Raw genomic sequence first — 24,934 nt, forward strand, 5'->3', positions numbered from 1 at the left:
TCAGTCCCTGATGGCGCGCGCGGTGCGCGGGTCAAGGGCGTCACGCAGGGTGTCGCCGACGAAGTTGAACGCGAGGACGACCGTGAGGATGGCGAGGCCCGGGAAGAGCCCGATCCACCAGCGGTCGAAGTTGGCGGCCCCGGCGGCGACCATGGCGCCCCATTCGGCGGCTGGCGGCTGTGCACCGAGGCCCAGGAAGGAGAGGCCGGATAGCAGCAGGACGGCATTGCCGACGTCGAGGGCGGCCATCACGAGTACCGGGCCGGCGATGTTGGGTCGCAGGTCGACGAGCATGGTCCGCAGCGCGGACGAACCGAGCAGCCGGCTGGCGGCCACGTACTCGGAGTTGCGGGCGGACAGCACGAGGCCGCGTACCAGGCGCGCGTACGAGGGCCAGGACACGACGACCACCGCCAGCACGGCGTTGCGCAACTGCGGCCCGAGTGCCGCGGCCACGGCCATCGCCAGGATGATGCCGGGGAAGGCGAACACCAGGTCGGCCAGGCGCATCAGGGCGCCGTCGACCCAGCCGCCGAAGAATCCGGCGACTGTGCCGACGACGGCTCCGAGCACCGTGGCGAGCACTACCAGCAGGCAGGCCAGCGGCAGCGAGATCCGGGAACCGTAGATCACCCGGCTGAACACGTCGCGACCGAGTTCGTCGGTGCCGAAGAGGTGCTGCCCGGAGGGGGCCTGCAGCTTCGGCGCGAGCTGCTCGAGCGGTCCGTGCGGCACGAGCAGCGGGGCGAGGACGGCGACCAGCGCCCACAGCACGACGAGCGCGGCGCCGACGAGCGCGAGCGGTTGCCGCCACGGCGATCGGACGGCAGCACGGTCGCGGCGAGTGCTGGGGGGCAGGTCCACCAGTGCGGGGTCGGTCACGGTCATGTCAGCCGGATCCTCGGATCGATGACCCCGTAGAGGAGGTCGACGAGCAGGTTCATGACGATGTAGACGGCCGCGACGACGACGCTGACGCCCATGATGGCCGGCAGGTCGAGGTTGACCGCGCTGCGGTACGCGTACTGTCCCAGACCGGGCCAGGAGAAGATGTTCTCGACGAGGACGGCCCCGGACAGCAGGCTACCGAAGGCGACACCGGCCACGGTGATGATCGCGACCAGCGCGGGCCGCAACACGTGGCGCAGGATGACCACCCGCTCCGGCAGGCCCTTGGCCCGGGCCGCCCGGACGTAGTCGTTGCCGAGAATCTCCAGCATCGACGCGCGGGTGAAGCGCATCAGCATGCCCACGGTGTAGACGGCGAGCACGAGCGACGGAAGCACGAGGTGACGTACCGCCGACGACCAGACATCCCACTGCCCGGACAGGGCCGCGTCGACGGTGTAGAAGCCGGTGACGTGGGGCGGGGCGGTCATGCCGGGGTCGAGACGCCCGCCGCCGGGCAGCAAACCGAACTTGAAGAAGAGCAGATAGAACGCCACGAGCGCGACCCAGAACGTCGGCATCGAGACGCCACCGAGGCTCACCACCCGGAGCATCTGGTCGGGCCAGCGGTCCCGGGTGATCGCCGCGATGATGCCGAAGGCGACGCCGACCAGCAGCGACAGCACGATCGCGAACAGTGCGAGCTCGATGGTCGCCGGTACGTACTCGGCGAGGTCCTGCGCCACCGCCCGGTGGCTCTGCTGGGACTCACCGAGGTTGCCGTGCAGCACGTTGTTCAGGTAGGTCAGGTACTGCACGGGCAGGGGCTTGTCCAGGCCGTACTTGGTGCGGAACGCCTCGACTGCGGCGGGGTCGCCGATGGCCCGCTGGCCGAGGTTCGCCGTGGCCGGATCGCCGGGGACCAGCTGGGTCAGGATGAACGAGACCAGCGTGATCCCGACGCACAGCAGCGCGGCGGCGCCGATGCGCCGGGCGAGGAACCGCAGCAGGCCCCGTCCGGAGCGGGCCGGCCGTTGCCGGCCCGCTGCGGAGGGAGCGGCGGTCGGGTTAGCTGAGCTCACGGATGTTGACCAGCCAGACAGCGTTGGACTGCAGGTTCTTCACCGACTTCACGCTGACGAGGATCTGTGCCGACTGGATCAGCGGCATGATCGGCCCCGACTTGTTCATCGACTGCTGGATCTGCACGTACAGCGGGGCGCGCTGGTCGTCGTTGATCGTCGTCGCGGCCTGCTGGCCCAGCGTCTCCAGCGCCGGATCGGCGCCCTTGGCCCAGCCCGCGCGCAGGCCGACGAGCTGACCGGGCAGGAAGTTGAGGTAGTCGCTCGGGTCGGGGTAGTCCGGCCCCCACTGCCACAGCCCCATCTCCTCCTTGCCGCCCCGGTAGGTATCCAGCGCAGCCTGCACCGACGCCGGCGCCAGGTTCACGGTGATACCGACCTCCTTGAGGTTGGCCTGCACCCGGGCGGCGAGGTCGCCGAAGTTGAGCCCGTTGACCTGGACGTCGCTGGGGTAGCTGAGCGACACAGTGGGGTTCGACAGGCCGGACGCGGCGAGTGCCGCCTTGGCCCTGGCCACGTCGCGGGTGACCGCGTCGCCGCTCGTCAGGGACCCGAGGAACATCGACGGCACGACACCCGGCGCCTGGACCGCGCCCTCACCGGCGAGGTCGACCAGGCCCTTGTAGTCGATGCCGTACCGGACGGCCTCCTGGAACTTCGGGTTGTTGGTGGTCTTGGAGATCGCCGGGTTGTTGTTCGTGAACAGGAAGAACACGTTGGGCGAGGCGCCGCTGACCACCTGGAGTTGGTCGAGGCCCTTCGCCTGGTCGGGGGAGAGGTCGACCGCGATCTGCGACTCGCCCTTGACGACGTTGAGCCGCTGCACGTTGGCCTGCACATTGCGGATGACGACCTTGGAGTACTTCGGCTTCGGGCCCCAGTACTTCTCGTTCGCGGTCAGTACCACCTGGGTCGTGGTGCTGTAGCTGTCGAGGATGTAGGGTCCGCTGCCCTGCGACTTCGAGTTGAGGAAGGCCTCCGCGGTGTCGGACTTGTCCGCGCCGACGGCGTCGCTACCGCCGTTCTGCTTGACCACCTTGGAGTTCAGGATCCCCAGCGCCGGGTTCGGCACGATGAACGGCACCGCCGCGTTGGGCTTGTCGCTGGTGATCACCACGGTGTTCGCGTCCGGGGCGGTGACCGTGAGGCCGTCCATGAGGAAGGACGGGTTGCCCTTGAGGTTCTTCACGCGGTTGAGCGAGAAGACGACGTCAGCCGAGGTGACCGGGGAGCCGTCGGAGAACTTCGCGTCGGTGCGAAGCTTGAACGTGTAGGTCTTGCCGTCGGAAGACGGGGTGTAGGACTCGGCGAGCGCCGGGACCGGCTTCTTCACGTCGCTGCCCTTGAAGGTCAGCAGCGTGTCGTACATCGCCTGGTGGATCATCAACCCGGTGGGCTCGAAGGTGCGGCCGGGGTCGGCGGTCTTGAGTTGGAACGCGTTGTCGATGACGAGTGTGCCGCCAGCCTGCTGGCTGTTCGACGAGGAGGTCGAGCTGCCGCCGCACGCCGCGAGCGAGCCCGCCAGCGCCAGGGCGGCTACAAGCGCCCCAGCAGACCGGATCTTCATGCGGGCCTCCAAAGGCCGGACTACAGAAGGATTGCCGGGCGGACGTCCGGACCGCCGTGAGCAAACGTTTCCACAACTTGCTCCACGGCGAGAGTCGATGTCAAGAGCACCGTCCTCGGCCGGCAGATCACGATTTGGAGACGACGCACGATTCGCGGACGACCAGCTGAGTGCCGACGCGGTACTCCGTCCACGTGGCCGGATCGGCGCCCGCTTTCGCGGCGATCCGTTCGAGCAGCATGTTGACCGCGAGGTCGCCCATCCGGGCGGCATTGTTGTCCATCACCGTGATCGCCGGGTCCCACCATCGCAGCAGATCCGCGTCCTCGTAGCAGAGCACGCTGAGCTCGTCGGGGATCCGTACCCTGCGCTCACGCAGCGCGGGCAGCAGCCCGAAGGCCGATTCGTGGTTGGTCACCAGCACGGCGGTCGGCCGCCGTCGCGGGGGAAGGGCGAGCAGCCGAGTGACCGCCTCCGCACCCGAGGCCGGTTCCAGCGGCCCCTGAAAGATCAGCTCGTCCCGGCAGGGCACGCCGGCCTCGTCCATGGCGAGCCGGTAACCGGCGAGCCGCTCGTAACCGGATGTCACCGTCGAAGGGCCAGCCACCACGGCGATCCGGCGGTGGGAGAGGCCGAGCAGGTACCGGGTGGCTTCGCGGGCACCCTCGAGGTCAGCCCCCAGGACACAGTCGCCGGCAGGGCGCCGGGGTTGCCGGGCGAGGTGCACCGTGGGGATTCCGGTGTGCCGCAACTGCTCGACCGCGGCGGCATCGGATCCCACGACGATGACGCCGTCGACCTTGTGGTCGCGCAGCGTCTGCACGTACGCCCGCTCCTCCTCCGCGTCGCCTCCGGTGATACACAGGACCATGTGGTAGCCGGCGACCTTGAGCCGGTTGTGCACGATCTCGGCGATGGCGTGGAACGACGCGTTCACGAGGTTCGTGACGACCAACCCGACCAGTCGGGAGTGACTCGTGCGCAGACCACGGGCGAGCGCGTTGGGACGATAGCCGAGGTCCTCAGCGACCCGGCGGACCCGTTGCCGGGTGGCCTCGCTGACCCGCCCCGACCCGGACAGCGCCCGGGAGGCCGTGCTGAGGGAGACCCCACTCACCGCCGCGACCTGGCGAAGGTCCACCACTACGCCGCCCTCTCCGGCACCGCGCCATGATCTCACGGCTCTGGCACGTCTCGATGGCGCTGGCTATGCTGCTTCAGCGCCCGCTGCGCAAACGTTGCCACATTTTGCGCCGGGAGGCGAATGCGCGCGGGGTTGGAGCGCTCACACGAGTTCGAACCCGGGCAGGCGGCCACGAGACGCGGGGAGTGCGGACATGAATCACGGGGCGCCTGGCTCCGTCGTACTGGTGAACTGCACCGTCGTCGATGGCCGGGTGGTCGACGGGATGGCGCCGCTGACCGACGCCGCGGTCTGGGTAAGGGGCGAGCGCATCGCGGCGGTGGGCCCGGCCGCAGCCGTGATCCCGATGGCGCAGGCCGAGGGCGACGTGGAACAGATCGACCTGGCCGGCGGGTACCTGACGCCCGGGTTGGTGAACATGCACACCCACCTGTCACTGTCCCTGCCCGGCGACGGCGGTGACGAGGTGAAAAGCATGAACCCGCACGAGCTGGCCCTCTACATGGCCGACGGGGCCCGGCGCACCCTTCTCAGCGGAGTAACCACGGTTCGCTGCGTCGCCGAGAAGGACCACGCGGACTTCACGCTGCGCCGCGCGATCCAGGCGGGGCGCGTGCTCGGGCCACGCATCTTCACCGCCGGCCAGGCCCTGGTCTGCACCGGCGGACACGGCCACGACGGCGGCGACACCCTGGAATGCGACGGTACGGACGGATTCCGCCGCGGGGTACGCAGCCAGCTCAAGGCCGGCGCCGATCTGATCAAGGTGATGATCTCCGGCGGCATCGCCGGCGAGCACGAGGCCATCCACACCCCGCAGCTGTTCGCCGACGAGATGGCCGCGGTGATCGAGACGGCGCACGCCTGGGGGCGGCGGGTCACGGCGCACGCCGGACCGGCACCTGTCATCGCCGAAGCGGTCAGGCTCGGCTTGGACTGCGTGGAACACGGCTACCAACTGACCCCCCAGGTGGCCGCCGACATGGCGGAGCGCGGCACCGCCCTGGTGCCCACCCTGCTGGTCACCCGGTGCAAGGAGTTCTTCGACGAGCTGGGCGTCCCGGACTGGATGCAGCACCGATCCCTCGACGCCGGCCCGCGCCATCTGGAGAGCTACGCGACCGCGGTAAAGGCCGGGGTGGAGGTGCTGCTCGGCAGCGACATGCCTCCGTTCTGGAACTTCGAGGGCACCAGCGCCACGGTTCGGGAGCTGGAGTACATGTCCGAGGGCGGTATCGGCCCGGCCCGCGCCCTCTACGCCGGCACCCTCGGCCCGGTCCGCTGGCTGGGCGCCGAGGCCGACCTGGGCACCGTCGAGCCCGGCCGATACGCCGACCTGATCGCCATGGACGCCGACCCGACTCACGAGACCTCGGCGTTCCGTGGGGTGCGCTGGATCATGAAGGGCGGCCGGGTCGTCCGCGACGATCGCGCGGGATGGAGCGCGTGGTGACCGCTGGCTGGCATCGGTAGCTGGGCGTCCGTCTCCCTGCAGCAGCCGCGGTTGTGGCAGTTACCGGCGGAGCAGGGACAGCACCGCACCGCCGAGCAGGTCCACCCCGCGTTGGTCCTCGAGTCCGTGTGGGGTGCCGAACTCGACCCTGCGCACCCCGGCGTCGATGAGGGCCTGCGCCTGGGCTGCCACCTGCTCCGGGGTACCAGAGAAGGCGAACAGGTCGAGCACGTCGTCGGGAACGAGGCGTCCGGCCGCCTCGTGGTGACCGGCGTCGACGAGGGCCTTGACCCGGCCTAGCAGGTCGGTCGGGAGTTCCACCGTGGGGTCCAGGTCGGCGACGACAGCGAGGTACATGGCGACCTCGGTGCGCGCCCGCGCCCGGGCCGCCGCGCCGTCGGTGTCGACGACGGTGACCGCCCCGAACACGATCCCCACCTCGTCGACGTCACGGCCGGCGGGCTCGGCACCCACGCGGATCCGGTCCCGGATCACCGGGACCATGGCGGGGTTCGCGCTGCCGCCGACCTTGATCTCATCGGCGATCTGGCCGGCGAGCGCGGCACCCTTCGGGCCCCAGGCGCCGATCAGCAACGGCGGGTCGGGACGGTGTACGCGGTAGCGCAGGGTGGTTTCGGGCGCGAGCCGGAACACTCTCCCGTCGAAGCCGCCGGTGTCGCCGCGCAGCAGCTGGTAGACGACCTGCGCCGCCTCGTGCAGCGCGGTCAGTGGCCGGGGCTGCTCGATGCCGACCGCGCCGAGCCAGGTGCCGCGGGCCAGCCCGAGGTAGGCGCGGCCGTGCGAGGCCAGGTCGAGCGCCGCGACCTGGCCGGCGATCTCGTACGGCGCCATGGAGTATGGGTTCAGGCAGGCGGCGCCGAGCCGGACGCGTTCGGTGGCGGCGGCCATCTCCAGCAACGGGAAGATCGGCGGCTGGTACATCAAATCGCTGAACACGGTCAGGACGTCGAAGCCGGCCTGCTCCGCGCTGCGGGCCAACCGTCCATAGTCACCTGCCTGCTTGTCGCTCTGCAGGCCAAGGCCGAACTCTACCCGGGTCATGTCTCTCCTCGGCCGAATGTCAGGTCAGGTCGGCGGAGTTCATCCGGCGCCGGCAGGTACGCTCCACCCGCATGATCAGCCGCTCCTCCGGGTCCGGGCAGGCGAACAACGCGTCCTGGGCCAGCCAGTCCCCGGCGGCCAGCTCCCGCTGTTTGGCCGCGAGAAACGGCAGGACCGACGCCAGCGCGTACACGCAGAAGTGGCGGCCCGCCGGCAGCCGGAGGTGGGCGCTGTTGGTCAGCTCGAAGAAGTCGCCCACCTGCATTCCGCACACCGAGCGTCCCTCGATCCGCTCCACCTGGACCCGCAGGTCGTAGAGCTCCATGTCGCCATCGAGCTCCCTGTCCCGCTCGACCTCGTCCATGTCGTTCCCTTCCGGTGGCACCGACGCTCAGGGCGTCGGCGGGTTGATGGCGAGGACGATCTCGGTGGGCGCCTCCGAGGTGTTGCGGTAGCGGTGCGGCTGGCTGGAGTCGAGGGTGATGCTCTCCCCGGCGCCGACGGTGTACGACGCGCGGCCCACCTCGACGGTCAGCCTGCCGGCGACCACGTACGCGCACTCCAGCGACGGGTGGCTCCACAGCTCCTCGCTGGAGACCTCGCCGGGTGCGAGGATCGCGTGCAGCACCTCGAGCTGGCCGTTGCCCGGGGTCAGCCGCTCGTACCGGATCTGCCCGTGGGGTGCCCCGAGGGTCGTCCGCTCGCCGGGGCGGCTGATCCAGACCGACGGTGCGGCGGGGTCCGCGAACAGCGACGCAACCGACTCGCCGAAGACCGTGGCCAGCCGGCGCAGGGTCGCCAGACTCGGCTCGGTGATGCCCCGCTCGATCTGGCTGAGCAGTGTCGGCGACACGCCGGCCTGCTCGGCCAACGCGCGCAGACTCAGGCCGCGGGCAGTACGCAGCTCATGCAGGCGGTCGCCGATCACGGACGCGTTCCCTCCCGGTTTCGCCCCGACGCTATGCAGGCTCACTGCACGCTTGGCATTAGAGGGTAGGGGCAGCCGACCGCCACGTCAACTGGCAGATAACGAGTTTCGAGGTCTTGACGGGCTGACCCGCTCCGCCTAGCGTCCCGCCTCATCGTGCAGTGGTACTGCACGGGCGGGTCGCGGCGGCCGTACCGCCGCTCCGACTGGTCAGGAGAGTCATGGCAACGCTCGATCCCCCCGAGCAGGCCCCGGCACGCCGATCCACGGTCCACCGGTGGTTGCTCGTGATCCCGTTCATCTGGCAGGTCGCCCTGGTGCCCGTCGTCAACGACGTCGACCTGGCGCCGCTGCACATCCCCTTCCCGATGCTCTGGCAGATGCTCGGCATCGTGGCGACCACGATCGTCGTCGGGGTGGTCTTCCGGCTCGACCGGGCCGCGGGTGTCGACGACGAGGAGCGACGGTTCGCCGCCGCCACCGAGCCGAAAGCGGGTGAGCACGCGTGACGCTCGTGATCGCGCTCGTGATCGTGCTGGGGACGGCACTGGGTGCCATCGGGTACGGCCGGCGGACCGCCCGCCGCGCCAACGTCACCGAATGGGCCGTCGGCGGCCGACGCCTCGGCACCCTGGTCTTCTGGTTCATCAACGCCGGCGAGGTGTACACCACCTTCGCCGTGCTCGGCATCTCCGGCTATGCGTGGGCGCTCGGCGCGCCGGCGTACCTGGCGTTCTGTTCGGTGTCGCTGAGCTACGCCATCGGCTACTGGCTGATGCCCAAGATCTGGCGCGCCGGACGGAAGAAGGGCCTGATCACGCAGGCAGACTTCTTCGCCGCCCGGTTCGACGCCCCGTGGCTCGGCGTGGTCGCGGGTCTGGTCGGCATCGCGGCGCTGGTCGTGTACGTGCAGATCCAGCTGGTCAGCCTCAGCCTGATCGTGCAGCTGGCGCTCGGCGGGACCCTGTCGACGACCGCGGCGGTCATCGTCGCCGCGGTCGTCATGCTCGCCTTCGTCTACCTCGCCGGTCTGCGTTCCGCCGCGTTCGCCGCCGCGGTCAAGGACGTCCTGATGGTTCTCGTGGTGGTGCTGCTGTCCGCGACCGTGGCCGCCAAGGTCGGCGCGGCGTCCATGTTCGACGTCTTCCGGCTCGCCGAGCAGGCCCACCCCGGCATCGGCAAGCTGCCCGGCGTGGATGCGACCTCGCCGACCGGGCCGATCTGGCTGATGACCTCAGCGCTGAACGTGGCCCTCGGCAACTGGGTGTTCCCGCACCTGTTCCAGATGTCGTACTCGGCGAAGAGCGGCCAGGCGATCCGGCGCAACGCCGTGTGGCAGCCGCTGTACTCGCTGGCGTACTTCTTCATCATCCTGCTCGGCTTCGCCGCTCTGCTGGCCGGCACCAAGCCGGCGGACGGCAACCTGAACGCGGCCCTGCTGCAGTTCGTCACCGACCGGTACCCGGCATGGGTCATCGGCCTGGTCGCCGGGACCGGCTTCCTGCTCGCGCTCGCCCCCGGCTCGGTCCTGCTGCTGACGTCCGGCTCCCTGTTCACCCGCAACGTCATCACGCCGCTGAAGAAGTCCCTCAATGAGCGGACGACTCTGCTGCTGTCCCGGATCTCCATGATCGGCTTCGCCGCCATCGCGGTATGGCTCACCCTCGGCCGCAGCGACTCGCTGGTCGAGATCCTGCTCTACGCGTACTCGGCGATCGGGATGCTCGCGCCCGCGGTCTTCCTCGGGTTCCTGTGGCGACGGGTGACCACCATCGGCGTACTGGCCGGGATCACGGTCGGGTTCGTCTCGCTGCTCACCCCGTTCGCGAAGACCTTCTGGGCGACCCACCTGCCCGACTGGGAACCCGGCCTGATCGCCATGGCGATCAACCTCGTCGTGACCGTGCTGGTCAGCCTGATTACACCCCGTCCGGCCGACCAGGCCGTCGCGGTCGGCCACGCCTTGCGCGCCGAGGACCTCGCCGCCCCCGATCCAGCACAGCCCGCGACCATCCACAGCTAGCGGAACGGTGCGAGGGTGCATGACGCGCTCACGCACCCCGCTCTCCGCTGCCAAAAGTCCGACAGACTCCAGTTACGATTCGCCCACGTCGCCGCATACCCACCTGACACAAGCCGAGACGGTCGGCGTAGCTCTTAACTCTCCAATTCAAGGAGGCCCCCACTGCCGCCAGTTGCCCTAGCAGCGACATCGCTGGTGCGGCTCGCGGGAGAGCGGTGGGCTCCGAGGCGAGCAGCCAGAACGGTGACAGGTCGATCAGGCGGAGTCCGAGTCGCGAGCCAACAACTTTGCTACCACACCGCCGCTCGCGCAAGTCCAGCTGCTCGGTGACCTCTTCGGATTTGCCGAAGAGGTCACCGAGCAGCAAGCCCTGGTCAGGACGTTGTCACTGGGATCCGAGTCTCACCGAGCGGGACCGATACCGACGCCGGCGTGGCAGGGCGCAGAGTCAGGCGTCGATGCAGCAACACCCTCTTGGCTGCCGCGAGGGGGCTCCAGACGACCGTCGGCACCAGCCCGGCGGGGAGCAGCACAGCCTGACCACTTCGGCATTCTCTGGGAGGTCACACCAACTCGCTCACCCACATCACCGCAGGCCAGGGCGCTCTCCTTCAATGAGCTTCGCCGACCACTTCGGACGCGAGACCACTTCGCCAGCTTGCACCCAATCTGCGCCCACCTGCAAGCTACGAACACTCGCACGGTCCTTACCGCCCTGACCTGCGAATACTCCCCTGCCAGGCGACATCGAGGGCCCTCGACTGCAGCTCAAACCGCTGAACACCCGTGTGAAACGGGCTCATCACAGATGAGGGTGTAGTTGAGGTCTGAAGCCGCCGGTCTCGAGCAGGGATCGGGCGATGTAGTTGGTGAGATTGCGGAAGCCGAGGGCGGAGCCACGCAGGTGCTCGAGCCTGCCGTTGATGGCCTCCGTCGGTCCGTTGGACGTTCCAGGTCGGTCGAAGTAGGCCAGCACGTCGGCCGCGCGCTTCTTCAGCGTTCGACCGAGTGTGATGACCTCGGTGAGGGGCTTCGGCACACCGTGGCTGATCGAGTCGATGAGCTTGAACATCAGCTCGCGGCCACGACCCCGGTCCTGCTCGCGGTAGGCCTCGATCATCCGCTGGTAGATCCCCCAGGTGGCCTCGACCTCGACATGGGCATCGTCGGCGAACAGGGCGGCGAGCCGGTCGGTCTGCTTGTCGGTGAGCAGGTCGGCGCCGGTGTGCAGGGTCCGGCGGGCGGAGTAGAGCGGGTCATTCTTCATCCCGCGGTGGCCGTGGATGGCCTGCTGGACCCGGCGGCGACACCGGTCGAGGGCGTCGCCGGCCAAGCGGACCACGTGGAAGGGATCCATCACCGCAACCGCGTCGGGGAGTTCCTCGGCGGTGGCGGTCTTGAAGCCGGTGAACCCGTCCATCGCCACCACCTCCACCCCGTCGCGCCACGTCTGGTCACGGTCGGCGAGCCAGGACTTGAACGCCTGCTTTGAGCGGCCCTCGACCATGTCCAGCAGCCGAGCGGGTCCGGTGCCGTCACGGATGCCGGTCAGGTCGATGATCACGGTGACGTACTTGTCGCCGCAGCGGGTGTGGCGCCACACGTGCTCGTCGACCCCAATCGCGGCCACGCCGTCGAACCGGGTGGCGTCGTTGATCAGCACCCGCTTGCCTTCGGCCAGGACAGCGTCGTTGGCGGTGTTCCACGCGACCCCGAGTCCCTCGGCGACCCTCGCGACGGTCAGGTGCTGGCACACGATCGCCTCGAGTGCCCACCGCAGCCCGCGACGCGACAGCTTCGCTCGCGGCTCAGCCGCGAGGCTGGTGTCCTGGCGCCACACGTGACCGCAAGCGGTACACCGGTAGCGGCGCACGGTCACCACGAGCATCGTCGGCCGCCAGCCCAGCGGCTCGTGGGCCAGCTCCCGGGTCACGGTGTCGCGCGGTACGCCTTCGCAACCACAGCGACGGCACCACGGGTCCGGCTCGACGACCCGGCATGCCAGCACCGCACGGTCGGGCCTGAGTCGTTGGCCGGTGACGGCCAGGCCGAGCTCGTCGAGCCGGCAGAACTTGGTCAGGTCAGGGCAGGTAAAGGTAGCGTCAGACAAGTCGAGGTGTGCCAATCTGGAAGACCACGACTTCCGTCCCGGGGCAGCGATGCACAAACGCAGCCGGACGCCCGATCTCGTGTCACCGTCGCAGCGGTCTTCTTCGCGTACCCACTCAGATCGGTCAACGGCGCACCCGATAGCGCAGGTGAAGCACCCGGTTGCCCTGAACAACTACGTCTGGGCCTTCCAGCAGGTGCTGCGCGTCGACGGAGCCGAAGTAACGCTTACCGGACCCGAGCACGACGGGTGCGACGTCCATGCGTACCTCGTCGATCCAACCTGCCGCGAGCGCCTGGCCGCCGACGTCGCCAGCAGCGAACTCGACAGTGCGGTCACCCGCAAGCTCCCGCGCCTTGGCCACGGCCGCCTCGATGCCGTCGACAAAGTGGAACGGCGCCTGGAGGTCCCAGCCCTCGGGCGCACCACGGTGACTCACCACGACCACATGGTCGATCCCACTCGGAGGCGTCCCATCCCAGCCGTCGGTGATGTCGAAGGCGTGACGGCCGGCAATGGTCACCCCGACCTCGTCCCAGTACGGCCGGACGTAGTCGAACGAAGCCTGCGACACCTTCAGAACGCCACTGTCGTCCAACGGCACGTCACCGCTGACCAGCCACTCGAAGATCGGACCGGGATCGTCGTTCTCAGCCGCGATGAAACCATCCACCGAAACCGACGCGTTCATGACCACTTTCCCCATGGATTCCTCCTCTGTTTGGAGTCCCAAGTCTTGTGCGGCGTGAGCTGTCGCTCTTGTACGAAATCAATCGGCTGGGAGCGGCCAGCCGTCCAGGACGTGGTCGGGATGATCGCGCAGGAATCGCCGCCGGACTTCGGCGTACCGGGTCGGCGTGAGCCCGGTGAACTCCCGGAACTCGCGCACGAAGTGGGCCTGGTCGAAGTAGCCCGCGCCAGCGGCAACGTCTCCCCAGTCGATCGGTGCAGCAACGTCGAGCGCCAGCACGGTGGAGCTGAAGCGGTAGCTGCGAGCCAGCCGTTTTGGCGTGACACCGACTACGGCCTTGAACCGCTTCGCCAAATACGTGCTGCTGGCGCGGGCCGCCACACCGATGTCGCTGATCGGCGCTGTCCCGCCTGTCGCCGCGACGGCGCTGCTCATTTGGCGGACCAGGTCAAGACCGTCGATCACCCGCAGCCGTCGCACCAGTTCCTCCTCGAGCAACATCAGCATTTCGTGCGGTGCGTCCGCCAAGGTCAGTCGGTGTCGCAATTCAGCGATAGCGGGCTGGCCCCAGATCTGCTCCACCGTCGCAGGTCGGTCGCACAACTCGGCCGCGGGCATCGGAAGGAACGGTGCCAGGCCCCACGGCCTGAAGTGGACGCCCACGGACCGGGTCGGGGTTGGGTAGCTGAACTCCCACGCACGCGTGGGCGTGGTGACCGCGCAGCCGTCGGCGTACTCCACGGCGTCTACGTCGGTGCCTGCGCGGATGAGAAACGGCGCCCCGAGGTTGACGATGAGCAATGGCGCGGGCGCCGCCGGCAGCATCAACCGGGAGTACGGCGGGGCGCCCTCCAGGTAGTAGAGGTCGTCGATCAGCCCGTCCAGCGGCGGACCGGGCACCCTGGACACATACTCCACGCCGACATTATCGCCGACGGCCCATCCGGCATCACGCGCCGCCGCCAGCATCGAGCCGGCGCCGATCCCTGACGGGCGCCCCGGCGCATTTCGGTCCCCAACTACACCCCACGTTGTGAAGAGCCGCGAAACGGGACGCGGGACCGCGTTTGACCTGTGAAAACGTGAAGGCGCAGGTGGGCGCGGCTGCCGTTGAGTGCAGTTGGGCGCCATTCGACGCTGTTCAGCGCCGTTCAGCGCACCCCGCTTCTCCCAACCCGCTCCCCCATCATCCGTGGGGCGGCCGTGGGTGTTCAGCTAGGCAGGGCGACACGGACCGGAGCCCCACCGCAGACGATCGGTGTCTCTCGAACACAGCCCTGCCACCTTGTCCAGCCCAAGTCAGCGGTCAAGGCACCGTATCGCCGTCGCCTGGACTGCTGTAGCACACCCGGGCAGCGTCCGGTTGTGTACCCCGCTAAACCGGTCTAGTGTCGGGCATCAAACCGGTTTAGTAGTTCACGCGACATTCTGGTTACCGCATCGTGGCCGAGGAGGCGCGGGTGACACGGCCAGGTCGACCGACGATCCGCGATGTCGCCCGTGCGGCCGGCGTGTCGAAGGGCGCGGTGTCGTTCGCGCTCAACGGCCGGCCAGGAGTGGCTGACGAGACCCGGCAGCGCATCCTCGAGGCCGCCCACGCGCTCGGCTGGACGCCGAGCCACCGGGCCCGCGCCCTCTCCGCCTCCCGGGCGTTCGCGGTGGGCCTGGTGATCACACGTCCGCCCGAACTGCTCGGCGCGGACCCGTTCTTCCCCGCCTTCATCGCCGGCGTCGAGCGGACCCTCTCTGACCGGGGACAGGCCCTCGTCCTTCAGGTCGTGCCGGACTCGGCGGAGGAGACGAGCTACCGGCGGCTCGCCGCCGACGGGCGGGTCGACGGGGTGTTCCTGCTCGACCTGCGCGTGAATGACCCACGGATCGCCCTGCTCGAACAGCTCCAGATGCCGACTGTCACGATCGCGCGACCCGACGTTCCCAGCAGCTACCCGGCCCTGCTGGTCGACGACCAGCCGGGCATCGCCGCGGCGGTGACCCATCTCGTCGAGCTCGGGCACAGCCGCATCGCCCACGTCGCGGGACCCCGCCATTTCCTGCACGGATACGTCCGGCGCCTGGCGTGGGAACGCACACTGGCGGACGCCGGGCTGCCCACCCACATGTGTGTGGAGTCGGATTTCTCGGCGGCCGGTGGAGCTCAGGCCACCCGCGCGCTGCTCGACCAGGTCGACCCGCCCACGGCGATCGTTTACGCCAACGATCTGATGGCCATCGCGGGACTGTCGGTCGCACTGGAATATGGCATCAACGTGCCCGGGCAGCTGTCGGTCACCGGGTTCGACAACACCGAACTGGCCGGCTACGTCAGTCCGCCGCTGACCACCGTGCGTACCGATCCGTTCGGCTGGGGCCGGACGGCCGCACACGCCCTGCTCGACCTCATCGACGGCGGGCCCGCGGGCGACATCCCTACACCACCCGCGCAGCTCGTCGTGCGCGCCTCCACTGCCCCTCCACCACCACCCGCAAGGCGGCACCGCCGACCCGGCGCGCGACCGCCACACCCGTCCCGATCGGAGAAGACATGAGACGCACCATCCCGGCCGTCCTCCTGACCCTCACCCTCGGTGTCGCCGCTGGCTGCGGAGACGGTGGCGGCGGTGGTGGCAACTCGGACAAGGCCAACGCCGCCCGCGGACCGATCAACATCTGGCTCTCCAACAACAAGGAAGAGGTGACCTGGGGCACGGCGATGGTCGAGGCGTGGAACTCGCAGCACGCCGACCAGAAGATCACCGCTCAGGAGATCCCGGCGGGCACCAGCTCGGAAGAGGTGATCGGGGCCGCGATCACCGCCGGCAACGCGCCTTGTCTGATCTTCAACACGGCGCCGGCAGCCGTACCACAGTTCCAGAAGCAGGGCGGCCTGGTCGCACTCGACACCTTCGACGGCGGCGCCCAATACATCACTGAGCGCACCGGCGGGACGGCGGAGCAGTACAAGTCCCCGGACGGCAAGTTCTACCAGCTGCCCTGGAAGTCCAACCCGGTCATGATCTTCTACAACAAGCAGATCTTCGCCAAGGCCGGCCTCGACCCTGAGAAGCCACCGCTGGCGACCTACGACGAGTTCCTCGCAGCCGCGCGGAAGATCAAGTCATCGGGTGCCGCCCCGGCCGCCATCTACCCCGCTCCGACCAGCGAGTTCTTCCAGTCCTGGTTCGACTTCTATCCGCTGTTCGCCGCCGAGACCGATGGAAAGCAACTGCTCGACAAGGGCAAGGCCCAGTTCAACTCGCCGGAGGGTCAGCGCGTCGCGGAGTTCTGGAAGACCATCTACGCCGAAGGCCTCGCCCCGAAGGAGAAGTACAACGGCGACTCGTTCGCCGACGGCAAGGCGGCCATGGCCATCGTCGGTCCGTGGGCGATCTCGGTCTACGGCAGCAAGGTGAAGTGGGGCGCCGTGCCGGTGCCGACCTCCACCGCGAAGCCCGCCGACCAGATCAAGACCTTCAGCGACGCAAAGAACGTCGCGATGTACTCGGCCTGCAAGAATCGGGGTACCGCCTGGGACGTGCTCAAGTTCGCCACCAGCAAGGAGCAGGACGGCGCGCTGCTCACCAAGACCGGTCAGATGCCGCTGCGTATCGACCTGTCGACGGCCTACCCGGACTACTTCTCGAAGAACCCGGCCTACCAGGACTTCGCCGAACAGGCCGCGCGCACCGTCGAGGTGCCGAACGTGCCGAACTCCGTGGCCATTTGGCAGGCGTTCCGCGACGCGTACTCCGAATCGGTGATCTTCGGTAAGAAGCCGGTGCCCGACGCCTTCTCGGCCGCGGCGGAGAAGGTCGACCAACTCGCCGCCGGCTCCTGATGTCCACCGCCCACGCCGGAGCCGCCGCTTCCACCGGGCCCGCGGCCCGTACCGGCGGTACCTCCCCCACCGTGGGCGGGCCGCTCCGTGCCACGCGGAGCCGGGTGGCGGCCGTGTTCGGCCGCCACCCGGTGGGCATGGTCCTGGCTGCGCCGTACGCCGTGTTCATCGCCGTGGTGTTCGCCTACCCGCTCGGCTTCGCGGTCTGGATGAGCTTCCACGACTACTTCTTCGCCGCGCCCGGCGCCCAGGTCGACCGTCCGTTCGTCGGGCTGGCCAACTACCGCGCGGTGCTGACCGACCCCGCGGTCCGCCAGTCCTTCGGCAACATCCTCATCTTCCTGCTCATCAACGTTCCGCTGACCGCCGCGCTGGCTCTGCTGCTGGCGGTTGCGCTGAACCGGGTCGTCCACGCCCGGACGTTCCTCCGGGTGGCGTTCTACGTGCCGTACGTGACCGCCAGCGTGGCCGTGGTCGGGGTGTGGCTCTTCCTGTTCAACTCCGGGGGACTGGTCAACACGGTGCTCGGCCCGCTGGCACCCGAGCCGTCGTGGCTGGTGAACGAGAGCCTGGCGATGCCGGTCATCGCGGTGTTCGTGGTCTGGAAGCAGCTCGGCTTCTTCATCCTGCTCTACCTCGCCGCGCTGCAGAACGTGCCGAGAGAGCTGTACGAGTCGGCGGCGGTCGACGGTGCGTCGTGGTGGCATCAGTTCCGGTCGGTGACCGTGCCGGCGGTACGCCCCGCGACCGCCCTGGTGGTCATCCTGGCCACCATCACCGGCGCCAACCTGTTCACCGAGCCCTACCTGCTCACGGGTGGGGGCGGGCCGAACGGAGCGTCCGCTTCTCCAGTCCTGGTGATGTACCAGCGGGGCATCCAGCAGGGCCAGCCGGACGTCGCCGCGGCCATCGGCGTACTCCTCGTGATCGGCGTTCTGATCATCTCGGCCGTCAACCGCCGACTGATCGAGAGGGACTGACGTGACATCGACATCCGCTGCGCGGGGCACTGGCGTGCGATGGTCGGGACTGCTCCGCTACGCCGTCCTGTTCGCCGGCGCCTTGATGTTCCTGTTTCCGTTCTACTACATGCTGATCGGTTCGCTGCAGTCCGAACCGGACACATCACCGGCCGGCGCTTTCCCCACCTCCGGGCTCACCCTGGGCAACTACCGCGACATCAACTCCCGGGTCGACCTGCTCGGCTCGCTGATCAACTCGGGCATCTTCACCGGCGGGGTGATCCTCGGCACCGTGGTCTTCGGCGTGCTCGCCGGCTACGCGCTGGCCCGGCTGCAGTTCCGGGGCAGGGGCACGTTGTTCGCCCTCGTTCTGCTGGTCCAGGTGATCCCGTTCCAACTGCTGCTGATTCCGCTCTACGTGCTGATCGTGCGCGGGTACGGGCTCGCCGACTCCTATCTCGGCATGATCCTGCCGTTCGCGATCAACACCACCGCGGTCTTCGTCTTCCGGCAGTTCTTCCTACAGCTGCCCGACGACTTGTTCGCCGCCGCCCGCATCGACGGCGCCGGAGAGCTGCGCGTCCTCTGGTCGGTCGCCCTGCCCCTGGTACGTCCCGCGCTGCTGACCGCGGTGCTGCTCACCTTCATCGGACCATGGAACGAATTCCTCTGGCCGTTCCTGATCACCAAACAGGCGGACATGCAGCCGCTGGCAGTCTCACTGGCCAACTACATCAGCAACGTGGCGGCCCGGGCCGCCAACCCGTACGGCGCCATCCTGGCGGGCGCCTGCGTCCTGGCCGCGCCGGCGGTGGGCCTCTTCGTGGCCTTCCAACGGCACTTCGTCTCCACCGACCTCGGCTCCGGTGTGAAGGGTTGACATGCCACATCTCTCGACCTCCGTCCCGTACACCCTGACCCGGCTGGGCGTGGTGATGGCGCCCGATCCCGCGGAGCCGTTCGAAGCCGGGGGAGTACTCAACCCCGCCAGCGGGCGTACCCCGGACGGTCGGCTGCATCTGCTGCCCCGACTGGTCGCCACCGGCAACGTGTCCCGCGTCGGGCTGGCCGAGGTCGAGCTGCGCGACGGCGTACCGGTCGGGGTCCGCCGGAAGGGTGTCGTCCTGGCACCGGACGAGGGCTGGGAAAGGGGCCTGAACAACGCCGGGGTGGAGGACCCGAGAACCACCTGGGTGCCGAGTTTGGGCAGGCATCTGATGACGTACGTCGCGTACGGGCCTCTCGGTCCTCGCCTGGCCTTGGCGGCGTCCACCGACCTGCGCTCCTGGCGGCGGCTGGGGCCGGTGCAGTTCACCTACCAACCCGACCTGGACACCGATCTCAACTTGTTCCCCAACAAGGATGCGGTCTTCTTTCCCGAACCGGTACCGGGTCCGGACGGCCGGCCCTGCTACGCCCTGCTCCACCGGCCGATGTGGGACCTGGGCTGGTTCCGCCCGGGCGAGGGGGTGCACCTGCCAGCCGGAATCACCGATGAGCGGCCCGGCATCTGGATCTCCTACATTCCGGCCGACGAGGTTAACGCCGACCTCACGGCGCTGGCTCGCCCCCGCGATCACCGGTGCGTGGCACTGTCACAGTTCCCCTTTGAAGAGCTCAAGATCGGGGCCGGTCCACCACCGCTGCGGGTGCCCGAGGGCTGGCTACTCATCCACCACGGGGTGACCGGCTACGCCCCCGATGCCTGGGACCCCACGACCCAACGCGTGGAGTACGGCGCCGGGGCGATGCTGCTCGACCCGGCCGACCCGGGTCGGGTGCTGACCCGCACCGCCGAGCCCATCCTCGTGCCGGACACCGAAGACGAGCGCACCGGCACGGTGCCCAATGTCGTCTTTCCCACCGCGATCGAGCAGGTCGACGGGGTCCACTTCGTCTTTTACGGGATGGCGGACACGAAGATCGGCGTCGCCCGGCTGGACCGCCGCCCATGACCGGCCCCGCCATGGCGGAGGCGCTTCCCATGACCGAGCCGAACGTTCTGCGCATCGGTGTCGTCGGGGCCGGCCGGTTCGCCGCCTTCGTCACCGGCGCCGTGCATGACCTGCCCGACATTCGATTCACCGCGGTCGCCGACCCGGATGCCCAGCGGGCCACCCAGCTGGCCGCCACGCTGAGGGCCCGGCCGCTGACCGACTGGCAGAAGTTGATCCGCTCCGACGACGTGGACGCCGTTGTCATCGCCAGCCCGCCGGTGACCCACGCGCAGCTCGCCCTCGCTGCCCTGCGCGCCGGGCGACACGTTTTCTGCGAGAAACCGCTGGCCACCGAAGAAGCCGCCGCCGCCGCGGTAGGGGCCGCGGTCACCGCCAGCGGGCGCGTCCTGGTCGTGGATCACGTGTTGCGCTACAACCCGATCCTCCGCGCACTGGGACGGCTGCGCGGACACCTGCTCGGTCCGGTACGGCGGCTGGCCTTCGAAAACGACGCCAGCGACGAGCACCTCGACGCAGACCACTGGTTCTGGGACGAGAGCGTCAGCGGCGGCATCTTCGTCGAGCACGGCGTGCACTTCTTCGACGCGGCCAACGCGCTGATCGGTGCACCGCCCGACGCGGTCCAGGGCATGGTCGGGCGGCGCCCGGGCACCGACCTGGTCGACCTCGCGGTGGCCACCACCCGGCACCCCGGCGGCGCGTTGGCGACCTTCGCCCACGGCTTCAGCCACGCCCACCGGTGCGAGCGGCAGCTGATGCGGATCGACTTCGGCGTTGCCGAGGCCCGAATCAGCGGGTGGATCCCGGTGTCCGCCGTACTCGAGCTGTGGACCGACGACGCCGGTGCGGCGCTGGTCGACGGCCTGCCGGCCCGGGCCGGGGAACTGCTCGCCGTCGATGGCCACCGACCGGGCCGGCGTGCCGTCGTTGAGGCGGCCGTACAACGGAGCGCCGGACCGGAAATGGCCCGGGAGCGTGGCCGCGAGCGCCGGCTGCCGCACCGGTGCCGGATCACCTTCGACCTCGGCGGCGAAGCCGCCAAACAGCACGTGTACGCCGAGAGTGTGCGGGCCGCGATGGCCGACCTCGTCCGGTGCGTCCGTACGGGAGAACTGCCCGCTGCCGGCGCCGCCGAGGGATCCGCGGCGGTGGCGGTCGCCGCCGCCGCGCGCCGCTCAGCCCACGAGGAGCACACCATCCACCTCGGACATCGAACCGCCGGGGCGGGCAGCGCTGCTGGCCCCGACCCGCACCAGTCCCCCGCCCGTCCCGACCGAGGAGCCCGCCATGAAGCGTCGGTCCCTGCTGCTGAGCAGCAGTCTCGCCCTGACCACTCCCCTGCTGACGTCGGCACCGGCTGACGCCACGCCGGCCGGACAATCCCCGGCCGGTCCGCTGACCAACCTGGCCCACCTGGACTTCCTGCGCGATCTGGTCAGTCCGCCGACACAGGCCGGACACACCACCTACCGGATTGCGGAATCCCCGCAGATCGGGGTGCTGTGGACGTACGCCGAGCCGAACCCGGACGGGACCTTCCGCCGGGTGGGTGGCGGCACCTACCACCCGGACACCAACACCTGGGGGCAGGGTGCGTACAACGCCGACGACATCTCCCGCGCCGCGGTGGTGTACCTGCGGCATTGGCGGCAGACCGGCGCCGCTACCAGCCGGGACGCGTCGTACGCCCTGCTGCGGGGGCTGACGTACCTGCAGACGGCGACCGGACCGAACGCCGGCAACGTGGTGCTCTGGATGCAGCCGGACGGCACGCTCAACCCGAGTGCCGAGCCGAAGGAGCTGCCCGACCCCTCCGACAGCGGCCCGTCGTACTGGCTGGCGCGGACGGTCTGGGCGCTGGGCGAGGGATACGCCGCGTGGCGGACGGCAGACCCGGCGTTCGCGGCGTTCCTGAGGGAACGGCTCGACCTCGCCATAGCGGCGCTGGAACGCCAAGTGCTCGTCCGGTACGGCACCTGGCAGGTCATCGACGGCGACCGTGTACCCGCTTGGCTCATCGTGGACGGCGCGGACGCCACCGCGGAGGCCGTCCTGGGGCTGGCCGCGTACGTGCAGGCGGGTGGTGGCACGGCAGCCCGGCGGGCGTTGAGCCAGTTCGCCGACGGAATCGCCGCGCTCTCCGACGGCGACGCCCGCGAGTGGCCCTTCGGAGCGGTACGACCCTGGGCGCTGTCCCTCTCAGTCTGGCACGCCTGGGCGTCGCAGATGCCCGCCGCGCTGGCGCGAGCGAGCCAGTCGCTCGAGGACCGGCGGCTGCTCAGGCCGGCGGTGACCGACTCGGCGGTCTTCATGCCCTGGCTGCTCACCTCGGGCGGCCCGGACAATGGACGGTTGCCCACCCGCTCGGACCGCACCCAGATCGCCTACGGGCTCGACTCCCGCGTGCAGTCGCTGCTCGCCGTCGCCGACGCGAGCGGAAGCGCCGGGTTCCGCCAGCTTGCCGGGATCACCGCCGCCTGGTACTTCGGTGCCAACGCGGCCGGCATCCCCGCGTACGACCCGGCCACCGGTCGGACCGTTGACGGCATAGCTGGGGATGGCACGGTCAACCACAACTCCGGTGCGGAGTCCACAATCCACGGCCTACTCAGCATGCTGGCTCTCGACGCCAACCCGGGCGTCGCCGTGATCGCCCGGCAGGGCCACATCGCGGAGCGGATCGGCACGACGACGGTGGAGGCCGAGCAGGCCACCCTGAGCGGCGGTGCCACCGTGGTCACGCCGGCCTCGGCGTGGACCGGAGAGTCGTTGGTCAGCGGCGGCAGTTACATCCTGATGCCTGCCAGCGCGGGTGCCCGCTGGCAACTGCCGGCGGCGTCCCAGCCCCAGCTGGTGCTTCCGGTCGTCGATCTGCGGCCCAACAGCCCTGCCGTCACCCGGTGGTCGGCGTTGACGCACGGCGCCGGGCACGCCCTCGGCGAGGTCCGGCATGGACGGATCGGCGCCCAGGGCGCCTCACCAGCGCCCGGGGCGCTGCTCCCCGTGACGCTGACCGGAGCCGGAGAACTACCTCCCGGCGCTACCGATCTGGTCGCGACCTCGACCGGAGGTGATGCCGTGGTCGACGCGGTCATGCTCGAACCGCTGGTGTCCCGGTACGTGATCGGAGGCGACGGACACACAACAGCCCTGCTGCGCAGTGCCGCTCGCACGCCACGAACGGTCACGGTCACCGTTCCCGCCTCGGGGGCCGCTGTGATCGAAACCTACGATGCAGCGGGCGTACGACGGGCCCGCGCCTACTCGCAAAGCGCCACCGTGACGGCGGTGGTGCTGCCCGGCGGGTTCACCCTGGTGCGCAGGTGATTCCAGCAGCGAGACACCCCCCGCGCGCCGCTGGGGGCAGCCTGCTGCTCCCAATCCGCTCCCCCCATCCTCGGGCCGGCCCGGTAGCGTGTCGGCCCCAAACACAGGTCTCTCGGCAGTGTGCTGTGTTGACCCGTGGCGCTCGTCGCGTGGAAATACGTACGAGGGCGACCACGCCTGGATGGGGATCCTGAGCTGGGAGGAGCGCAGCGGCGACACCGGCAAGACCACCGGCTGGTCCCCCCTGCAGTGCACCTGCAGCCTCAACGTCTCCCCGCAGCGCTTCCTGCAGTACGTCGTCTACGCCGACAAGCAGGACGCCGACCCGACCTCGTGGAGTCACGCCCTGCCGACCGGCCGCTGGACGCACCTCGCCGTGGTGAACGGCGGCAGGCAGAAGGTGGTCTACGTCGATGGCTCGAAGATCGCCCGTAACCCCACCCAGCCGTCGACCGGCATCGCCACCCTCGGCCTGCCGTTCGTGATCGGCGCGACCTCGTTCGACCTCGAGTACAGCCAGGGCTTCTACGGTTGGATCGGCGACGTCCGGATCACCGAGAAGGCGCTGCGCCCGAAGGAGTTCCCGACCCCGTACGCCTGACGGACGATCAGCGGCTACCGCCCGGCTCGGCCGGGCGGTGACCGCCGTCCTCGCAGGCGGGTGTTCAGCCCTGCGCGGGGGCGGGCTGCGCCGGCAGGAAGATCCGGCCCCGGGCCGATTCCCGCGCGGTCCGCGCCGCCACGATCAGCCAGGCGAGAACCAGCACCAGGTAGCCGGCCGCCGCCGCCCACCGGAAGAGGGCGGACTCGGTACGCAGCGCGAGGCCGCTGGTCCCGGTTACGACGGTGCCGACCGGGAAGGTGAAGCTCCACCAGGTCAGCGAGAACGGCAGGTGGACCCGCGCGGTGCGGACCGTGACCGCGGTGGCGATCGCCAGCCACATCATGGCGAACCCCCAGGTGGGCAGGCCGTAGAGGAGGCCGAGGGCCTGCGCGGCCGGGCCGTACGGCGCGGGCAGCGCGAGCGGCGCGGCGGTGCCGAGCAGGTTGGCGGCGGTCACCGACTGCCCCAGCGGCCCGAGGACGATCCAGAGCGTGGGCACCATCGCGGCGGGGCCCACCCCGTGGTGGACGAGCCGCTGCCAGAGCTGGCCGACGATGATCACGGTGGCGAAGAGGCTGATCCCGAACATGGCGTAGCAGGCGAGCAGCAGGGTGAGCCGGACCTGACCCGCCGGCGCGTACGGGACGAGCAGCGCACCGGTCGCGGCCGACACCATCGGTGGCACCACCGGCATCAGCCAACCGCCGAACGCGGCGTCCGGCGCGATGCGGTGGCTGGTCATCATCTTGTAGGGAATCCAGGCGCTGGTGACCAGGCCCAGCAGGGTGCCGCCGGCCCACAGCACGGCATCCACGGCGAGCGCGGCGGGCAGGCCGATCCAGTCCCGGCCCAGGATGAGGGTGCCCGCGCCGACCGTCAGGAGCGCCATCGCGGGAGCTCCCCAGAACTGGGCCATCACCGGGTTCTCCGCGTGGGCCCGCGCCGCCACCGGATGGCGGGTCCAGTGCACCGCCCAGGCGGCCGTCAGCGCGACGAGCAGGAGCGCGGCCAGCGCCCACACCACGGTGGCGGCGGCCCGCAGCCCGGCCACCTGCACCGGCAGCGTCGCGGCGGCGTTCGCCACGATGCCGGTTCCCATGATCGAGGCGTACCAGTTCGGGCCCAGATTGCGGAACAGCTGCGATGGGTGCTCCAGGTCGCGGAGCAGCCCCCAGATCAGGCGTACCGGGGCGGGGCCGGCGGCCGGTCCGGCGGCCGGCGGGGCGGGGAGGATCGCGGTCATGTCTCCACGCTCACCCCGGCACGCCCGATCAACCAGGGGTCATCTCCTGATACATCC

The 24,934-nt window shown here is 69.7% G+C and carries 22 protein-coding genes; 11 read left to right on the plus strand and 11 right to left on the minus strand.

Annotation, left to right across the window (positions count from 1 at the left end):
* From OG799_RS15740 to OG799_RS15755, 4 genes are all read right to left on the minus strand, one after another.
* Entirely contained in the window at nucleotides 1–888 is an 888-nt protein-coding gene (locus tag OG799_RS15740; RefSeq protein ID WP_406045776.1) for an ABC transporter permease, read from the minus strand.
* Nucleotides 885–1,970, minus strand: a complete 1,086-nt coding sequence (locus tag OG799_RS15745) for an ABC transporter permease (RefSeq protein WP_406045777.1) — start codon at nucleotides 1,968–1,970, stop codon at nucleotides 885–887. The genes OG799_RS15740 and OG799_RS15745 overlap by 4 nt, the downstream gene beginning before the upstream one ends.
* On the minus strand, nucleotides 1,957–3,537 hold the full coding sequence (locus OG799_RS15750) for an ABC transporter substrate-binding protein (RefSeq protein WP_406045778.1): 1,581 nt from the start codon (nucleotides 3,535–3,537) through the stop codon (nucleotides 1,957–1,959). The genes OG799_RS15745 and OG799_RS15750 overlap by 14 nt, the downstream gene beginning before the upstream one ends.
* Nucleotides 3,538–3,664: 127 nt before the next feature.
* A complete protein-coding gene (locus OG799_RS15755; RefSeq protein ID WP_406045779.1) occupies nucleotides 3,665–4,717 on the minus strand; it encodes a LacI family DNA-binding transcriptional regulator in 1,053 nt (350 codons plus the stop codon).
* A gap of 157 nt (nucleotides 4,718–4,874) precedes the next feature.
* Here OG799_RS15755 and OG799_RS15760 point away from each other — a divergent pair, with 157 nt between their 5' ends.
* The gene (locus tag OG799_RS15760) at nucleotides 4,875–6,134 is read left to right on the plus strand and encodes an amidohydrolase family protein (protein WP_406045780.1); all 1,260 of its coding nucleotides are present in this window, start codon (nucleotides 4,875–4,877) and stop codon (nucleotides 6,132–6,134) included.
* Between the two features lie 60 nt (nucleotides 6,135–6,194).
* Here OG799_RS15760 and OG799_RS15765 read toward each other — a convergent pair whose 3' ends face one another.
* The 3 genes from OG799_RS15765 to OG799_RS15775 are packed head-to-tail and all read right to left on the minus strand — an operon-like array spanning nucleotide 6,195 to nucleotide 8,124.
* Nucleotides 6,195–7,196, minus strand: coding sequence for an LLM class flavin-dependent oxidoreductase (locus OG799_RS15765; protein WP_406045781.1), 1,002 nt, complete (start codon nucleotides 7,194–7,196; stop codon nucleotides 6,195–6,197).
* 19 nt (nucleotides 7,197–7,215) lie between these two features.
* Nucleotides 7,216–7,560, minus strand: a complete 345-nt coding sequence (locus tag OG799_RS15770) for a TIGR04076 family protein (RefSeq protein ID WP_406045782.1) — start codon at nucleotides 7,558–7,560, stop codon at nucleotides 7,216–7,218.
* Between the two features lie 27 nt (nucleotides 7,561–7,587).
* Nucleotides 7,588–8,124 carry a cupin domain-containing protein gene (locus OG799_RS15775; RefSeq protein ID WP_406045783.1) on the minus strand — a complete coding sequence of 179 codons (537 nt, stop codon included), beginning with the start codon at nucleotides 8,122–8,124 and terminating at the stop codon, nucleotides 7,588–7,590.
* Between the two features lie 221 nt (nucleotides 8,125–8,345).
* On the opposite strand from OG799_RS15775, the gene OG799_RS15780 reads away from it, so the two are divergent.
* On the plus strand, nucleotides 8,346–8,633 hold the full coding sequence (locus OG799_RS15780; RefSeq protein ID WP_406045784.1) for a DUF3311 domain-containing protein: 288 nt from the start codon (nucleotides 8,346–8,348) through the stop codon (nucleotides 8,631–8,633).
* Nucleotides 8,630–10,147, plus strand: coding sequence for a sodium:solute symporter (locus tag OG799_RS15785; protein WP_406045785.1), 1,518 nt, complete (start codon nucleotides 8,630–8,632; stop codon nucleotides 10,145–10,147). Before OG799_RS15780 ends, OG799_RS15785 begins: the two co-directional genes overlap by 4 nt.
* Before the next feature lie 802 nt (nucleotides 10,148–10,949).
* Here the strand turns inward: OG799_RS15785 and OG799_RS15790 are convergent.
* The 3 genes from OG799_RS15790 to OG799_RS15800 all read right to left on the minus strand — a co-directional run bounded on the left by OG799_RS15790 (nucleotide 10,950) and on the right by OG799_RS15800 (nucleotide 13,917).
* Nucleotides 10,950–12,257 (minus strand): ISL3 family transposase, encoded by a 1,308-nt coding sequence (locus OG799_RS15790; protein ID WP_406046298.1) that lies wholly within the window; start codon nucleotides 12,255–12,257, stop codon nucleotides 10,950–10,952.
* 124 nt (nucleotides 12,258–12,381) lie between these two features.
* On the minus strand, nucleotides 12,382–12,963 hold the full coding sequence (locus OG799_RS15795) for a dihydrofolate reductase family protein (protein ID WP_406045786.1): 582 nt from the start codon (nucleotides 12,961–12,963) through the stop codon (nucleotides 12,382–12,384).
* 63 nt (nucleotides 12,964–13,026) lie between these two features.
* Entirely contained in the window at nucleotides 13,027–13,917 is an 891-nt protein-coding gene (locus OG799_RS15800; protein WP_406045787.1) for a helix-turn-helix domain-containing protein, read from the minus strand.
* Between the two features lie 491 nt (nucleotides 13,918–14,408).
* Between OG799_RS15800 and OG799_RS15805 the strand changes: the two genes are divergently transcribed.
* The 8 genes from OG799_RS15805 (at nucleotide 14,409) to OG799_RS15840 (ending at nucleotide 23,631) form a co-directional block, all read left to right on the plus strand.
* Complete coding sequence (locus OG799_RS15805) at nucleotides 14,409–15,494, plus strand: LacI family DNA-binding transcriptional regulator (RefSeq protein ID WP_406045788.1); 1,086 nt, start codon at nucleotides 14,409–14,411, stop codon at nucleotides 15,492–15,494.
* Nucleotides 15,491–16,783 carry an extracellular solute-binding protein gene (locus OG799_RS15810; RefSeq protein WP_406045789.1) on the plus strand — a complete coding sequence of 431 codons (1,293 nt, stop codon included), beginning with the start codon at nucleotides 15,491–15,493 and terminating at the stop codon, nucleotides 16,781–16,783. Before OG799_RS15805 ends, OG799_RS15810 begins: the two co-directional genes overlap by 4 nt.
* A 104-nt stretch (nucleotides 16,784–16,887) precedes the next feature.
* The gene (locus tag OG799_RS15815; RefSeq protein WP_406045790.1) at nucleotides 16,888–17,763 is read left to right on the plus strand and encodes a carbohydrate ABC transporter permease; all 876 of its coding nucleotides are present in this window, start codon (nucleotides 16,888–16,890) and stop codon (nucleotides 17,761–17,763) included.
* Nucleotides 17,764–17,797: 34 nt separating this feature from the next.
* A complete protein-coding gene (locus OG799_RS15820; protein WP_406045791.1) occupies nucleotides 17,798–18,625 on the plus strand; it encodes a carbohydrate ABC transporter permease in 828 nt (275 codons plus the stop codon).
* A gap of 1 nt (nucleotide 18,626) precedes the next feature.
* Complete coding sequence (locus tag OG799_RS15825; protein WP_406045792.1) at nucleotides 18,627–19,700, plus strand: hypothetical protein; 1,074 nt, start codon at nucleotides 18,627–18,629, stop codon at nucleotides 19,698–19,700.
* A 29-nt stretch (nucleotides 19,701–19,729) separates the two neighbouring features.
* Complete coding sequence (locus OG799_RS15830; RefSeq protein WP_406045793.1) at nucleotides 19,730–21,064, plus strand: Gfo/Idh/MocA family protein; 1,335 nt, start codon at nucleotides 19,730–19,732, stop codon at nucleotides 21,062–21,064.
* Complete coding sequence (locus tag OG799_RS15835; protein WP_406045794.1) at nucleotides 20,991–23,030, plus strand: hypothetical protein; 2,040 nt, start codon at nucleotides 20,991–20,993, stop codon at nucleotides 23,028–23,030. The genes OG799_RS15830 and OG799_RS15835 overlap by 74 nt, the downstream gene beginning before the upstream one ends.
* A 181-nt stretch (nucleotides 23,031–23,211) precedes the next feature.
* On the plus strand, nucleotides 23,212–23,631 hold the full coding sequence (locus OG799_RS15840; RefSeq protein ID WP_406045795.1) for a LamG-like jellyroll fold domain-containing protein: 420 nt from the start codon (nucleotides 23,212–23,214) through the stop codon (nucleotides 23,629–23,631).
* Nucleotides 23,632–23,695: 64 nt separating this feature from the next.
* Here OG799_RS15840 and OG799_RS15845 read toward each other — a convergent pair whose 3' ends face one another.
* On the minus strand, nucleotides 23,696–24,877 hold the full coding sequence (locus OG799_RS15845) for a TDT family transporter (RefSeq protein ID WP_406045796.1): 1,182 nt from the start codon (nucleotides 24,875–24,877) through the stop codon (nucleotides 23,696–23,698).
* Between the last annotated feature and the right edge of the window lie 57 nt (nucleotides 24,878–24,934).

Source organism: Micromonospora sp. NBC_00898, from assembly GCF_045207895.1.
Taxonomy (GTDB): domain Bacteria; phylum Actinomycetota; class Actinomycetes; order Mycobacteriales; family Micromonosporaceae; genus Micromonospora.

Coding starts and splice junctions, on each gene's coding strand:
- OG799_RS15740 (WP_406045776.1), bottom strand. CDS start 888: ATGACCGTGACCGACCCCGCACTGGTGGACCTGCCCCCCAGCACTCGC.
- OG799_RS15750 (WP_406045778.1), bottom strand. CDS start 3,537: ATGAAGATCCGGTCTGCTGGGGCGCTTGTAGCCGCCCTGGCGCTGGCG.
- OG799_RS15760 (WP_406045780.1), top strand. CDS start 4,875: ATGAATCACGGGGCGCCTGGCTCCGTCGTACTGGTGAACTGCACCGTC.
- OG799_RS15765 (WP_406045781.1), bottom strand. CDS start 7,196: ATGACCCGGGTAGAGTTCGGCCTTGGCCTGCAGAGCGACAAGCAGGCA.
- OG799_RS15770 (WP_406045782.1), bottom strand. CDS start 7,560: ATGGACGAGGTCGAGCGGGACAGGGAGCTCGATGGCGACATGGAGCTC.
- OG799_RS15780 (WP_406045784.1), top strand. CDS start 8,346: ATGGCAACGCTCGATCCCCCCGAGCAGGCCCCGGCACGCCGATCCACG.
- OG799_RS15795 (WP_406045786.1), bottom strand. CDS start 12,963: ATGGGGAAAGTGGTCATGAACGCGTCGGTTTCGGTGGATGGTTTCATC.
- OG799_RS15800 (WP_406045787.1), bottom strand. CDS start 13,917: ATGCTGGCGGCGGCGCGTGATGCCGGATGGGCCGTCGGCGATAATGTC.
- OG799_RS15810 (WP_406045789.1), top strand. CDS start 15,491: ATGAGACGCACCATCCCGGCCGTCCTCCTGACCCTCACCCTCGGTGTC.
- OG799_RS15825 (WP_406045792.1), top strand. CDS start 18,627: ATGCCACATCTCTCGACCTCCGTCCCGTACACCCTGACCCGGCTGGGC.
- OG799_RS15830 (WP_406045793.1), top strand. CDS start 19,730: ATGACCGAGCCGAACGTTCTGCGCATCGGTGTCGTCGGGGCCGGCCGG.
- OG799_RS15835 (WP_406045794.1), top strand. CDS start 20,991: ATGAAGCGTCGGTCCCTGCTGCTGAGCAGCAGTCTCGCCCTGACCACT.
- OG799_RS15840 (WP_406045795.1), top strand. CDS start 23,212: ATGGGGATCCTGAGCTGGGAGGAGCGCAGCGGCGACACCGGCAAGACC.
- OG799_RS15845 (WP_406045796.1), bottom strand. CDS start 24,877: ATGACCGCGATCCTCCCCGCCCCGCCGGCCGCCGGACCGGCCGCCGGC.